Below are 14,520 nucleotides of genomic sequence, written 5' to 3'. Positions count from 1 at the left end.
CAAAGCCCCTACGGGCGAGGTTTGGAAGCGTCACTTCGTTGTTAGGCTTCTTAACCATAGCGATGGCTATGCTTTGCGAAACCTGCCTAGAATTGTCTGCTTCAAACACCTCGCTGAAGTCAATGGGGACTTATTCTGCGCTTCCTTAATAGCGCTGAGTGAAACCAAAGAAAACTTCAAAGTCTTGTCCATCATCAGTGAATGCTTGCTTTGAACCCACATCCCATTGCAGATTCTTATCTGCTTGGTAGGTGAGGCCAAAACTTGCATAAGGAATATAATTGGCATCAACATCGTATTCTCCAATGTATTCAATATAACCGCCTAACTTTTCCGCAATATCGTAGCCAAGAACGGCAGTGTAGCTACCGGCAAACGTCATTTCGTTTTCTGTCTCATCATGCACATAATCCAACTGTGCCTGTACGCCTACGCCAAAACCGGATAATTCAGTGCCATAGGTCACAATCATCCCAGCTTCAGTTTTATCGTTAGAAAAATCACCAGCCGGTAATTTGATATATGGCAAGAGCGCCATAGCACTTGCGCCTCCATCATTGCCCCAAAGATTAATCTTCGAGCGGACTTCTAAGTCACTGTAACTGCTTACAGAATTCGTTACGCCAGCTTGCTCAATTTCTTGTTTTACATAGGGAGTCATCACAAAGTGAATATCCATCGAATCGGTTAATCCATATTTCAAATTGGTATTGAATACCTCATAACGGCGTGACGTCATGCCATTTCGCTTATCTTGTGCAAAACCTAAAATCGAGGTTTCGATTTGCCAATGTCCTTTATCCACAGTCTGCGGGCTTTCAGTCGCATCGGGTCGGTCTGCGGCTAACGGGCGCAATTCACCCGCATTACTGGCGCTGGATAGGCAAACACTCAGTAAGCCAAAAGGTAGATAAGTCAAAAGGGGTTGCATCGTATTTCCTTGCAATTAATTAAAATTAGCCTTGGTTAACTTATTTATTAGACTAATAAACAAAAACTTTTAATGCAATGATATTTTTTTATTAAACGACACTGTGTTTTCAGTTGAAACAGTGCCAACATCTTGCTATATTTGGAAAAACTTTAGCCAAGACTAACTTTATTTTTATCCGGTCTTAAGGAATTTTCTAGTAATGCATAAACCAAACCAATTACTCAAACGACTTTCGTTACTGCTCAGTGCACTTTACCTAACATTAGGAACCTCTACGGCACTGGCACAACTCAAAGTCACCGCGACAACCGGCATGATTGCTGACTTGGTAGAAAACATTGCACAAGATAAAGCAGACGTTCAGGCATTAATGGGGGTTGGCGTTGATCCACACTTATATAAGGCAACACAAGGCGATATTCGTAAGCTAAGCCGTGCCGACATTATTTTTTATAACGGTCTGCATTTGGAAGGTAAGTTACAACCAATTTTCGACAAGATTGCACGCAAAAAAACTGTCATTGCTGTCTCGGAATCGATTCCAGAAAATCGCTTAATCGCCTACGACAAGCTGCATGATCCACACATCTGGTTTGACGTTTCGCTCTGGCAAGAAGCCGCCAAAAAAGTAGCGCAGTCGTTGGCGCAAAAAGACTCAAAAAATGCCGTTTTTTATCAAAACAACTTACAAGCCTACCTGCAAAAACTGACCGACTTGAACGCTTGGGTCAAAAGTGAGATGGCGAAAGTACCGGAACAAAACCGAGTGTTAATTACCGCTCACGACGCCTTCGGCTATTTCGGCAAAGCTTACGGTTTAGAAGTGATGGGCTTGCAAGGCATCAGTACCGCCGGAGAATTCGGTTTGCAAGACATCAAACAACTGAAAGACACGATCGTATCGCGCGGTATTCAGGCGGTCTTTGTGGAAAGCAGTGTCTCCCCAAAATTCATTGAATCTTTGGTTAAGGGCGTGCAAGCCGAAGGCAAAAAACTCGTGGTCGGCGGTGAGTTATATTCCGATGCCATGGGGGCGCAAGGTTCTAATGCTGAAACCTATCTCGGCATGGTTAAACACAATGTCGAAACCATTCGTAAAGGTCTTTTAGGACAGGCTCATGAGTAATCAAATTCCGTTACAAGTTGAACAGCTCTCGATCCGTTATCACCATAAACCGGTGCTGACTGATGTCAGTTTTAGCGTACCGGCCGGCAAAACTGTCGCCATTATCGGCCCGAACGGTGCCGGTAAATCTTCATTATTAAAAGGCATTATGGGACTAACGCCGGTGATTCAAGGCAACGCGCTGTTTTACGGCAAACCTTTAGCAGAAAAGCGGCTAACCACGGCTTATGTACCGCAACGCGAGGAAATCGACTGGGACTTCCCGATTGATGTCATGGATGTGGTGTTAATGGGGCGTCACGGTCAATTGAAATTCTGGCAACGCCCAAGTCAATCTGACCGAGAAATCGCTGAACAAGCGCTGAAAGATTTACAGATGTGGGATTTCCGCGAACGCCAGATTTCGCAACTTTCCGGTGGTCAACAACAACGCGTTTTTCTGGCTCGTGCCTTGGCGCAACAAGCCAGCTTATATCTGATGGACGAACCTTTCGCCGGTGTCGATGTCGCCACCGAAAAAGCCATTATCGAACTCTTTAAACAACTCAAAGCGAAAGGCAATACCGTGGTCTGCGTTCACCATGACCTAAATACCGTCAGCGAATATTACGACTATGTGGTGTTGATTAATTCACGTTTGATTGCCGCCGGTCCGACCGATGAAGTCTTGACCCAAGACAACCTCAACAAAACCTATGGCGGCCGCTTATCGTTGTTAAACGATTTGACCGAACAGATGTATCGTAGCCGCCTCGATAATGCGCACGATAGCGATTAAGGCAGGCCGAGAAGATGAATGGTTTTGAACCCTATCCCGAAATTGGCTTTATGCAACAAGCGTGGCATCACCTCGCGGTGTTTTGGTCATTTGAAGACATTAACGCCACTTGGGTACTGATCGGTAGTCTGTTGCTGGGCATGAGCGCTTCGGTAATCGGGGCTTTTGCCTTTTTGCGTAAACGCTCGCTACTTGGTGATGCTTTGGCGCATGCCGCTTTGCCCGGGGTAATGATGGCGTTTTTACTGAGCGGCAGCCGTGATGCCGAAGTAATTTTTTTCGGCGCTTTACTTTCAAGCTTGCTTGGCTTTTGGATTATTGATTGGCTGCCGAAAAACACCAAAATCAAACCGGATGCCGCCCTAGCAATTACCTTGTCGTTTTTCTTCGCCTTAGGCTTGATGTTACTGTCTTATATCCAAACCTCGGAAATGGCCAATAAAAGCGGACTGGATAAACTGCTGTTCGGGCAAGCGGCAGCGATTACCGAAGACGACATTCAATTACTGATTTGGGTCACCAGCATTGTATTGCTGACTGTATTGGTATTTTTTGACAAGTTTCGTCTTATTTCATTTAACCGACTGTATGCGAAAACACTGGGCGTGCATGTCAAATTCTATGAAGTGTTACTGGCAATCATGATTGTGCTTTCAGTCGTGGTCGGTTTACAGTTAGTCGGCGTGGTGCTAATGGCAGCAATTCTGCTGACGCCGATTGCCGCAGCGCGTTTCTGGAGTCATCAACTTAGTACGTTATTAATTTTAGCGGCTCTGTTTGGAGCCATCAGTGCCTCGCTGGGCGCACAAATCTCTTATGTTGCTCCGGCCATGCCAACCGGCCCTTGGATTGTGGTCAGCTTGTCGATTCTGTTTTTTATTAGTTTTATCTTTGCTCCGCAACAAGGGCTGTTAAAACGCTATCTGGACTATCGCCAATTAAAACAACGTGTCGTACAGGAAAACATTCTACGCACCCTATACAAACTTTTGGAACGTGAGCACTTCCAACGCAATCACTTCACCTTGGCAGAAATTACCGCCTTACGCTCAGTCAGTACCGCGGATTTAACCCGCAGTATACAAAGATTGATTAAGAAGCATTTAATCTCCGAAAAATCCAATGGCTATTCACTCAGTGAAGAAGGGTTGTTGAAAGCAATAAAACTCACTCGCCGCCATCGCTTATGGGAAAGCTATCTAAGCCAGCATGCCGACTTAAATTCCGAACAGGTGCACCAACAAGCAGAGCGAATCGAGCATATTCTCAATAAAGAACAAGAAGAACAGATTGTCGCGGAATTAATGGAGCAACTTGATCCACATGGAGCCCCGATTCCAAAACTGCCGTCGCAAAACTTACGGGAGACAAAAAACAAATGAGTTCCTTCGATCTTGCCGATTGGCTACTCGATATCTGGATTCTGGCGACCGCCAGTTTGGTTGCCGCCTCCTGTGCAATGGTCGGCGTCTTTCTGATTCTGCGGCGCCAAGCACTCATGGGCGACGCGATTTCGCATTCAGTATTGCTCGGGATTGTCCTCGCCTACCTGATTTCCGGCAGCAATTCACTTTGGGTAATGCTATTAGGCGCGGTTACTATCGGCTTAATCACCGCTTGGCTCTCGGAAAGCCTACATAAAGTCAGTCGCCTGCAAAGCGATGCCAGTATCGGCATCGTTTTCACTCTATTATTTTCCATCGGCGTGATTTTAGTGTCGCTGTATACCGGACAAATCGATTTAGACCAAGAGTGCGTGCTGTACGGTGAAATCGCTTTTGTGCCATTCGATACTATTATTTGGGGCGATATGGAAACCGGGACAGACATAGGTCCGCGCGCATTCTGGCTAATTCTTATCGTATTCCTAATCGTGTTGATCAGTATTACGCTTGGCTTTGAACGTCTAAAAACCGTGACATTCCACCCAAGTCTAGCACTATCGCTCGGCATCAGTATTCCATTCTGGCATTACTTTTTAATGACGTTGGTGTCGATGACGACGGTCGCTTCTTTCGATGCGGTTGGTGCGATTCTGGTGGTCGCGTTACTGATTATCCCAGCGGCAAGCGCCTATCTACTGGCTAAATCTTTGAAGTCAATGTTATGGTTGGCTGTGCTCTACTCGCAACTCTCGGTTTGGATTGGCTACGCCCTTTCTTACTGGCTAAATAGCTCAATCGCGGCTTCGATCGCGGTCAGTGCCGGACTGTTGATGATAGTTACCTTACTCATTATGCAAATCCGTAAAGTTCAACAGAAACGCCACTACCTACAACAACTTAATACTGAGCAGGCTTGATTAAGATGCGTACACGTAAAAACTCAACCAAAAACGCACCATCCCGCGCTTGGGAAGATTATTTAAAAGCGATTTATAAACTGGAAAAACCGGAACCGACCGACAAGGGCGTGCAAACTAAAGAATTGGCAGAGCGTATGTCGATTTCACAAGCATCGGTCACCAATATGCTGAAAAAATTGGCGGATGAAGGTTATATCCAATATGAACCTTACTATGGTGTGACCTTAAATGACTCCGGCCGAAGTATTGCCATGAAAATGATTCGCAATCACCGTGTTTTAGAAAGCTATCTAGTGGAAAGGCTTGGCTATTCTTGGGATGAAGTTGATGAAGAAGCCGAAACGCTGGAACATTTCCTGTCTGATAAACTAGTAGAAAGAATGTGGAACGATTTAGGGCAACCAACACACGATCCGCACGGCTCGCCAATTCCCAATATCGACGGTACCATCGAACGTAAAAACCTAACCTCGCTGGCTGAAGTTAAATTGGACACTCCGGTCATGCTGGAACGAATCAAAAACCGGTCACCGGAAGAGCTGCGCTATCTGGCTTCTATCGGCATGCATATCGGTGCCAAGATTGTGATTAAAAACCAAGCGCCGTTTAACGGCCCGCTATTAATCGAAGTCGATGACCAACACTTTCATGCGCTTGATTACCGTATGGCATTGGCGCTGTTTGTCGAAGATAACACAGATAGCATTAATCACTAAGCAATCGCTCTGCCTTGGGAGATTGCCTCGGGCTAAAGGCCTAAGCCCTAGAAATGACAAAATCCAGCGCCGCCATTGCAAAGTCCATGTGACGACCAAATCCAGCGACGTCAATGCAAACCCCGTGCAATGACAAAATCCTACCCCGTCATTACGAGGAGCGGAGCGACGAAGTAATCTTTTAAAGCTTTCGCAATAACACCACTCTGCCTCTCTAGATTGCCACGGGCTAAAGCCCTCGCAATGACCAAATTCAGCACCGTCATTTTGTTGTTACTGACTCATCCTTAGTAAATATCTCCGGCTTAGCTTGATAGCACTGCACTATCCCTTCCACTTTCGCTAGACAGCTGCCGCAACCGGTCGAGGCACCGGTCAATTGCTGAACCAATTTAACCGTCGCCTCACTGTCTTCATTAGTATGATGGGGTAAGACTGCTAGAATTTCATTCAGATAACGGTGATGACAAGTACAAATCAATGGGTTTTCTTCAATCAAAAGTTGCACATAGTTTTTTTGGCAAAGATGCATATTCATAATTTACCGTTACTTTTTCCACGCCAATAAACAAGGCGTGACAATTAAAGTTAGTAACGTTGAAAAGGTCAAACCGCCAACAATCGCACTCGATAACTGCACCCACCATTGCGAAGACGGCGCGCCAACCGTGATATTTTGTCCGATAATATCGATATTCAAAGCTAAAACCATCGGCATCAAACCGAGAATAGTGGTAATGGTGGTCAGCAGAACCGGTCGCAAACGTTGCGATAAGGTGCGCTGAATAGCAGCAATTTGCTCAACGCCTTCATTTCGATATTGGTTATAAGTGTCTATCAGCACAATATTATTGTTCACGACAATACCGGCCAAGGCGATAATACCGATACCGACCATGACTACCCCAAAAGGATTTTGAGTGACTAATAAACCGAGTAAAACGCCGGCCGTAGAAAACACAATCGAGGTCAAAATGACGCCAGCTTGATAGAAGCTATTAAACTGCGTCAATAGAATCAAAATCATTAAAAAAATCGCTGCCACAAACGCCTTGGTCAAGAAAGCTCCCGCCTCGCGTTGGTCTTCATCCTGACCTTTATAATGTACTTTAACAAGTGCTTTTAATGGGTTGTCTTGTAAGGATTTCTTTAGAATATTAAGTTGTTGATCAACTTGTATCCCCGGCATAACATCGGCTTGTACACTCATTACTCGGCTCCCGTTTACTCGATCCAATTTTGTGGTTTTCTGCTGCGGCTGGAATTCCGCAAAATTCGACAAGGGAACCGGGCCATAAGCGGTCGGCACTTTAAGATTCATCATCTGTTCCAAATTGCGCTCCGATTCGGGAAAACGCAGCCGAATATCCAACTCTTCCTCGGAATCATCCGGTTGGTAAGAGGCGATTTTAAGACCGGAAGTCAGCATCTGTACGGTATTGCCCAATGTCGTAATATCGACCTGATAACGCGCCGCCTGTTCACGATTAACCTTTAAATTCCACTCAATCCCCACAATGGGACGCGAATCTTCAATATCGACAAAACCGCCAATTTGATTCATCCTCTGGCGAATTTCGGCAATTCCGCTTTGAATTTCAGCATAATCACTACCGGCTAGCTCGACCTGAATCGGCTTACCGGAAGAAGGGCCATTCTCTTGCTGGCGCACTTGCGCCAAGATGCCCGGCATAATAGCTAAACGTTCTCGAATGGTTTGAATCACCTCTTCCGCAGAGGGACGTAACTGCCAATCGAGCAATTCAAGCTGAATGGTTCCCACTAAATCAACCGGCACATTCTGTAGTTGGCTGGCATCGCTGTAGGTTTTTGAATACAGCGTTTTATAGACCGGAATATCCAATACCGCAGCCTCGACCTTTTTAACCAACTCGTCTTTTTCATACACCGACAAATCTCCACGTGCTTGCACCTGCACCTGAATAAAATCCGGCTCAACTTCTGGAAAAAACTCCATGCCTTTACCGAACTGTGCATAAGACACATAAGCGGCAACCATACAGAGTAAAGCAGTCAACAAAACTTTACGCGGGTGCGCCAATAAAGGCGTTAATAAACCAATATAACGCTCTGTCCAGATACCGTTTTGTTCCGAGATCGTTATCTCTTGATTATTAGCAGCGCTATTTTTAGAAAGCGTCGCACCGAGAACCGGAATAAAGACCAACGCCATAAACAGCGATGCCAATAAGGTGAGAATGACGGTAATCGGCAAGAATTTCATAAACTCACCCACCACGCCCGGCCAGAAAATCAGCGGCAAAAATACACTTAATGTGGTCGCTGTAGAGGCGATAATCGGCCATGCCATCCGCTTAGCACCATACGCATAAGCCTCATTTGGCTGCATTCCTTGCGCCATTTTTCGTTGTGCCAATTCGACCGTGACAATCGCCCCATCGACCAACATACCGACCGAGAGAATCAAACTAAAAAGCACGATGATATTTAAGGTGTAATCCATCCATTGCAGAGCGAGAATGCCGCTAAGAAATGCACCAGGAATCGCAAGACCAACCAGTACCGCCGGTTTGACGCCCAAGGCGGCGATAATTACCAACATCACTAAGATAATCGCCGTCACGACATTGTTCTGCAGGTCGCCGAGCAAATCCTTGATACTTTTCGACTGGTCCTGCATAAAATTAACCGATACCACTTTCGGCCAGTTTTGCTGTTGCTGCGCCACCGTCTGTTTAACTTCATCAATCGTGGCAATAATATTGGCGCCAACCCGCTTGGTCACTTCCAGCACCAACGCCGGCTCGCCATCCACGCGCGCAAACCCTTCCGGGTCTTTATAGGTTCGACGCACCTGAGCTAAATCCTTAAAAGTGACCACCGTTCCTTGATGGGTCTTAATCGGTAACTCCAAAACATCGGCGATATTCTCAATTACACCCGGCACTTTAAACACCATACGTCCCGCGCCGGTATCCATGGCACCAGCCGGCACCAACTGATTATTACGATTTAAAAACGACACCACTTCATCAAACGATAGATGGTAAGTTTCCAAGGTTTCCGGCTCGATAATAACTTCCATCATCTCTTCGCGATCACCGCCGATTTTGACTTCCAAAACGCCACTCAGTGTTTCTAGCTCATCTTTGAGGTTCTGCGCTAGACGCACCAGTTCACGCTCGGGAATGGCGCCCGAAAGGGAAATAGAGATAACCGGAAACAACGCGACATTGATTTCATTGACGGTCGGTTCCAGCGTATCCGGCGGTAGGTTATTTTTAGCTAAATCGACTTTTTCACGTACATCCAACAAGGCTTGGTCAATATCGGCACCAGCGGAAAATTCCAATAAAATCGAACCGTAATTCTCTGCGGCGACCGACTTCATCTCTTTTAATCCTTCTAGGGATTGCAGCTCTTTTTCCATCGGTTTAATCAACAAACGTTCAGCATCTTCCGGCGAGATGCCATCATGCACCATCGATACATAAAACATCGGAATCGGCACATCCGGAGAAGACTCTTTAGCAATTGAAAAATAAGCCATAGCGCCAGCGATAATCAACATCAAAAAACCGAGCACCACTACCCGACTTCGACTAAAGGCCGCATCAATCATCTGCATGAATTAGTGCTCCTGCTTTTCGGCGACGATGACTTTCTGACCGGTTTGCACAAAGCCTTGACCGGTAACAATCAACTGTACCTGTTGCGGCAATCCGCTGACATAGATTCCCTTCTGCGCAGCTTGTACTATCTGCACCGGATAAAATTGCACTCGGCTTTCAGCATCAACGGTTTTAACCCCTATTACGCCACGATCGTCAAGCGTCAGTAACGCTGAGGAGATAAAATGCGCCTGTTCTTGGGCCTTAGGAATCTGCGCGGTTACGGAGATGCCGCTCGGCAGGTTTTCGGTGCCTTGCAAAAGAATTTCGACCTTGAAAGTTTTAGTATTCTCGTCTGCTTTTGGAGCTATAAAACGGATTTTTCCGGTCAGTTGTTCGCCGGTCGCTAAAAGGACTTGTGCCGGATTACCGGCTTTCAAAAAAGGATAGTCGGTCTGCGCAACCGAAACTTTGGCAACCATCGATTGTGTATCAATGAGTTCAAATAAAGGATTGCCTTTAAAAATATAATCACCGACTTCCACTAACTGCTCGGCAATCACACCGGAGAAAGGCGCATGCACAGTGAGTTGGGCAATTTCCTGCCGCAGAATCTGCTCTTCGGCTTTTGCCGCTTCATAGGCTGCCAATAGTTCATCAATTTGTTGTTGGGCACTAAAGCCTTTGGTTTTCAGGTTTTTAGTCGCTTGATAACGATTTTTCGCTTCTAGGGTTTTCGCCTGCGCACGCTTTAACTTTACGCCGCGATCTTCAAGCGATAACTTCAGTAATAGTTGCTCCTGCTCGACTCTATCACCTTCGAGCTTGATCAAGGATTCAACTTTGCCATAGGTTTCAGCCAGAACCTGAGTTTCGCGTAAAGGCAATAAATCGCCGTACGCCTTGATTGAGCTGATTACAGACTGAGCATTAGACTGACGCGTTTCGACACTGACCTCAGCAACCTCTTCCTCTTTTTGTTGCATTAATTCAGGGGCTGATTGATAACCTAATGCCATCCACACAATCAGTAATAACAGCAAACCAATCGAAATCGTAAAAGCGTGTTTCATCACAAAATATTCCGTTATCGCGAAACGTTTAAAAACTATCAGAATAAGCAGTTATCCTCAGCTTAGCAATGACTTTGGATAATAAAAAACCCCGCTGACTCAACAAATCAACGAGGTTCCATTTATTATCTCTTATCTACAATAAGACAAAACGAATTGTCAGTCCCTGCTAAGTAGCAAAAGCGACGTGTAGGCATGCTACACAAAAGAGCGCCAAACAAAGTTGAGAGAAAAGTCACTGACAAACTCATTGACTTGTCCAGCTAGGCAGTGAACTGTGCCGTGTCGTTACACTTTACAAGTTAAAAATCATAGCAATCTGACAAAGCGATTTGCTTATCCAGCTAGACAGCAAGAGTGACGTGTAGGCATGCTACACGAGCGAGTGCTAACAACGCTGGTAAGCCAATCGAAAAGTCAGAGCATTTTCAAAGTGAATTCTTTTATCCAACAAGGCGTAACGAGTGTGGTCTAAGCATGCTACACAAACGAGTTACAACACCGTTGGTGAAAGAATTCACACAGAAAATTATTTTTTGCCGCTCATTGAAACGTGATAGTGCGGATCTTCCGACACATTCACTTCAATCAAATCACGCGCATTGTGCAATAACGTCTGACACTCTGGGCTAAGGTGTTTCAGAGTTAATTTCTTGCCAGCCGCTTTGTATTTCTGCGTTAAACTCTCAACCGCTTCGACACCGGTATGATCGTAGACACGCGAATGCATAAAGTCGATATGCACACAATCTGGATCATTTTTCGGATCAAAACTGTCAATAAAATTTTTCGCTGATGCAAAGAACAAAGGCCCTTGCAGCTTGTAGGTTTTGATGAGTTTTCCATCGACAGATTCTTCCGAAGAAAGAACCATAATGCGTTGCGCATGCTGCCATGCGAACACCAGCGCTGCAATGATGACACCGGCAATAACCGCTACTGCCAAGTCAAACATCACCGTCAAAACAGTTACCACGACCACCACAAACGCATCCGCTTTGGTCATACCGCGCATAATCTGTAGGCTCGACCAGTTGAAAGTCGCGATGACCACGAAGAACATCAGACCTACTAGCGCACCAATTGGCACCATTTCAATAAATGGCGCGGCAATCAGCACGATAATCAAGAGGCCTAAAGCCGCCGAAATTCCAGACCAACGACCAGTACCGCCAGACTTAACATTAATCATCGATTGACCAATCAAGGCACAACCACCCATAGTCCCAAAAGAACCGGCAACACAGTTTGCCGAACCAAGCGCGATACACTCTTTATTGGCTTTACCACGGGTTTCAGTAATGTCATCAATTAACGTCATCGTTAAGAGCGATTCGGTCGAACCAATAATCGTCAGAATAATCGCATAAGGCAACACAATCCATAAAGTTTCAAGCGACCAAAAACCTTCCGGTAAAGTGGTAAACCAGCTTAGACCTTGGAAACCGCCCTCTTGACCGTCACCGTAGATTAATGATTCAAGCGTACCGGAAACCGCCGCACGATCTCCGACCGTCACCGCATTGATATCGAACATCACGACCGCAATCGAAACCAAGACGATTGCCGCCAAGGCCGATGGAACCGCCTTAGTCAGTTTAGGCAGCAGATAAATAATTGCCAAAGTCACCGCAATAATGGCAACCATCATATTCATTGCATTGCCGCTTAGCCATTCACCGTCGGTATCCTTAAACTGCGTGAACTGCGCGACAAGGATAATCAATGCCAGACCGTTCACAAAACCGAGCATCACCGAACTCGGCACCATGCGGATAAAACGTCCCCATTTCATTATGCCGATAATAATCTGGAAGGCTCCCATCATAATGACTGCCAAGAATAGATAAGCTGCACTATGCTCCATAACCAAATGCATCATCACCACGGCCAGCGAACCGGCCGCAGCAGTAATCATCCCCGGACGACCGCCAAACACGGCAGTAATCATACCGACGATAATCGCGGCATACAGACCAACCAGCGGGTGAACACCGGCAACAAAAGCGAAAGCCACAGCTTCCGGCACCAACGCCAAGGCAACCGTGATGCCCGACAAGGTGTCATTTTTATAAGTTCGCCAATCAAACGGCTGACTTGGATTCATATCGACTCCTAATTTCTTTAAAGCGAAAACTGGCGCAAATTCTAACAAAAAGCCGCTAGAATTACCGGACAATCAAAAACTTAGGAAAGCTTTGTACGAGTAGGTCGCGAATGAAAAATGAAGGAAAATTTGACTGAATAAGGCGGAAAATGCAGCTAATAGCTAGCTATTGGCAATTTTTCCAACACAATTTAGGGGAATTTTAACCATTTTTACTTGTGAAACTATCCCGTACAAAGCTCTCCTTAGATAACAACATTAAGGAAGAATTATGTGGATTGAACATATTGGAACCATTGGAATGGTAGCAGTGGTCGTTTTGGTTGCCGCCCACTTTGCAGTGCACTTTTACTTTAAATGGAAAAAGCGCAAAGCAAACGTGCAGAATAAAAAGGGATAGATTCAGTCAAAAACAACGTTATTTGATCCAATTCATTCACTCAAGAAGTTGTGATTTGCGGTTAGACCTTAGTCGGTTACACTTCGCAAGTGCTCGAAACGACATCGATCCCGGTTGTGATTTGCGGTTAGACCTTAGTCGGTTACACTCACAAAGATGTATATCCACCCCACTCGGCAGTTGTGATTTGCGGTTAGACCTTAGTCGGTTACACTAACCCAATGCTAATCTACTGAAAGTATTAGATATTTTCGCTTTTAAAGCTTCAGAAAAACATAAGTTGTTCTGGGGCTTTTTCTGTTGGCTTACGTTTTTTACCAAAATAGACCTCAATTTTTGAAAACTGTTTGTCAGTAATTTTAAAAATCCGTACCTCACCATCAGGTGGTAAGTGGTCTTTAACTTTTTTGCAGTGGATTTTAGCATTTTCTTCCGATGAACAATGGCGCATGTAAACACTGTATTGCATCATGCTGAACCCGTCCGTTAGCAGGCATTCACGAAACTCTCGGTAGCGTTTTCTTGCTAGCTGATCATCGGTCGGTAAATCAAATAAAACAATCACCCACATCGTATGCATTCCTCCAAAAACCATTAATTCCCTCCATCTGATTTAAGTATCCGTTGTGGAAATTGAAGCTGAGTAGTTTTGTCTTGATAAGACTGCTTAACCTGCGCGACAAAATAATCTAGGGCGATCATAAATGGCATCTGACGATCTTTAAATAAAACATCACTTGCTAAAATTTGAAGGTAGCTAGCTTTCGTTTCCTGATTAAGATTATAAGATTCTTGGTTTAATGTAATTTCATCTATCCATGGTCGAAAGGGCTCCATTAAGTCATCGGCTAGGCAGAAACCGTTATATTGATTGTGATGGTTTAGACCTAAAGATGGGTGAAATCCCGTTTTTACAATTGCTCTTGCTACCGCGGCTCGAATAATGGCATAACCATAGTTAAGAAGCTGGTTGATTCCAGACTCTTCAAAGTCGCGATGAAAGTTAGCACCCATTAGGGTTGGCCAGTATTTTTGCGCGGCTTGAGCTTCGTAGTTGTGTTTATCGCCACTGTGAACGTTTTTGGCTAAGCGTTCAATTTCAGGATGATTTTTTCCAAACAATGAAAGGGTATGTAGCTGTTGATGAATTTTCTCGATTACGATTTGTTGCCAGAGCTGTTTCTGTCGAACCGTTGAAAGTGCAATTTGCTCTCGAAGTGTTTTGGCATGTAAGCTATGAGAAGCAATAGATTGAGTAAGACTAATCGGGAGGTATTTACTTGAGCAGTGAATAATGACCGCATTGACATCATGGCACGCTGTTATAACTGCTTGAGTTAGTACAATTTGAGGATGAGCGAGTAACAATATTCCCAAATCGTCAAAAGGCACACTTGCAACGACCTCCTGCTCTTTTTCAATGACTAACTGCTGTTTGCGAGCTTTGAGATAGACAGGGTTACTGATTTCAAGTGTGCGCTTTATCAT

General features: G+C 45.1%; 13 protein-coding genes. 6 read left to right on the top strand and 7 right to left on the bottom strand.

What is annotated here, in order from left to right:
- Nucleotides 1–145 precede the first annotated feature (145 nt).
- Entirely contained in the window at nucleotides 146–931 is a 786-nt protein-coding gene (locus J3998_RS09670) for a transporter (RefSeq protein ID WP_208150456.1), read from the bottom strand.
- 202 nt (nucleotides 932–1,133) lie between these two features.
- Here J3998_RS09670 and J3998_RS09665 point away from each other — a divergent pair, with 202 nt between their 5' ends.
- The 5 genes from J3998_RS09665 to J3998_RS09645 are packed head-to-tail and all read left to right on the top strand — an operon-like array spanning nucleotide 1,134 to nucleotide 5,859.
- Complete coding sequence (locus J3998_RS09665) at nucleotides 1,134–2,060, top strand: metal ABC transporter solute-binding protein, Zn/Mn family (RefSeq protein WP_208150455.1); 927 nt, start codon at nucleotides 1,134–1,136, stop codon at nucleotides 2,058–2,060.
- The gene (locus J3998_RS09660; protein WP_208150454.1) at nucleotides 2,053–2,838 is read left to right on the top strand and encodes a metal ABC transporter ATP-binding protein; all 786 of its coding nucleotides are present in this window, start codon (nucleotides 2,053–2,055) and stop codon (nucleotides 2,836–2,838) included. Before J3998_RS09665 ends, J3998_RS09660 begins: the two co-directional genes overlap by 8 nt.
- A 14-nt stretch (nucleotides 2,839–2,852) precedes the next feature.
- Nucleotides 2,853–4,220 carry a metal ABC transporter permease gene (locus J3998_RS09655; protein ID WP_243750693.1) on the top strand — a complete coding sequence of 456 codons (1,368 nt, stop codon included), beginning with the start codon at nucleotides 2,853–2,855 and terminating at the stop codon, nucleotides 4,218–4,220.
- Entirely contained in the window at nucleotides 4,217–5,140 is a 924-nt protein-coding gene (locus J3998_RS09650; RefSeq protein WP_208150453.1) for a metal ABC transporter permease, read from the top strand. Before J3998_RS09655 ends, J3998_RS09650 begins: the two co-directional genes overlap by 4 nt.
- Before the next feature lie 5 nt (nucleotides 5,141–5,145).
- On the top strand, nucleotides 5,146–5,859 hold the full coding sequence (locus J3998_RS09645) for a metal-dependent transcriptional regulator (RefSeq protein WP_208150452.1): 714 nt from the start codon (nucleotides 5,146–5,148) through the stop codon (nucleotides 5,857–5,859).
- A gap of 262 nt (nucleotides 5,860–6,121) precedes the next feature.
- Here J3998_RS09645 and J3998_RS09640 read toward each other — a convergent pair whose 3' ends face one another.
- From J3998_RS09640 to J3998_RS09625, 4 genes are all read right to left on the bottom strand, one after another.
- Nucleotides 6,122–6,397, bottom strand: a complete 276-nt coding sequence (locus J3998_RS09640; protein ID WP_208150451.1) for a (2Fe-2S)-binding protein — start codon at nucleotides 6,395–6,397, stop codon at nucleotides 6,122–6,124.
- 9 nt (nucleotides 6,398–6,406) lie between these two features.
- Nucleotides 6,407–9,469, bottom strand: coding sequence for an efflux RND transporter permease subunit (locus tag J3998_RS09635; protein ID WP_208150450.1), 3,063 nt, complete (start codon nucleotides 9,467–9,469; stop codon nucleotides 6,407–6,409).
- 3 nt (nucleotides 9,470–9,472) lie between these two features.
- Entirely contained in the window at nucleotides 9,473–10,525 is a 1,053-nt protein-coding gene (locus tag J3998_RS09630; protein ID WP_208150449.1) for an efflux RND transporter periplasmic adaptor subunit, read from the bottom strand.
- 529 nt (nucleotides 10,526–11,054) lie between these two features.
- The gene (locus J3998_RS09625; protein ID WP_208150448.1) at nucleotides 11,055–12,632 is read right to left on the bottom strand and encodes a SulP family inorganic anion transporter; all 1,578 of its coding nucleotides are present in this window, start codon (nucleotides 12,630–12,632) and stop codon (nucleotides 11,055–11,057) included.
- A 271-nt stretch (nucleotides 12,633–12,903) separates the two neighbouring features.
- Between J3998_RS09625 and J3998_RS13395 the strand changes: the two genes are divergently transcribed.
- Complete coding sequence (locus tag J3998_RS13395; protein ID WP_279576273.1) at nucleotides 12,904–13,032, top strand: hypothetical protein; 129 nt, start codon at nucleotides 12,904–12,906, stop codon at nucleotides 13,030–13,032.
- Nucleotides 13,033–13,297: 265 nt separating this feature from the next.
- Here the strand turns inward: J3998_RS13395 and cas2 are convergent, their stop codons facing one another.
- Nucleotides 13,298–13,627, bottom strand: coding sequence for a CRISPR-associated endonuclease Cas2 (cas2, locus tag J3998_RS09620; protein ID WP_208150447.1), 330 nt, complete (start codon nucleotides 13,625–13,627; stop codon nucleotides 13,298–13,300).
- On the bottom strand, nucleotides 13,627–14,520 hold the full coding sequence (gene cas1, locus J3998_RS09615) for a type II CRISPR-associated endonuclease Cas1 (RefSeq protein ID WP_208150446.1): 894 nt from the start codon (nucleotides 14,518–14,520) through the stop codon (nucleotides 13,627–13,629). Before cas1 ends, cas2 begins: the two co-directional genes overlap by 1 nt.

This window comes from Thiomicrorhabdus marina (assembly GCF_017571465.1).
GTDB lineage: Bacteria > Pseudomonadota > Gammaproteobacteria > Thiomicrospirales > Thiomicrospiraceae > Thiomicrorhabdus > Thiomicrorhabdus marina.
This window is presented reverse-complemented; position numbering and strand designations above follow the sequence as displayed.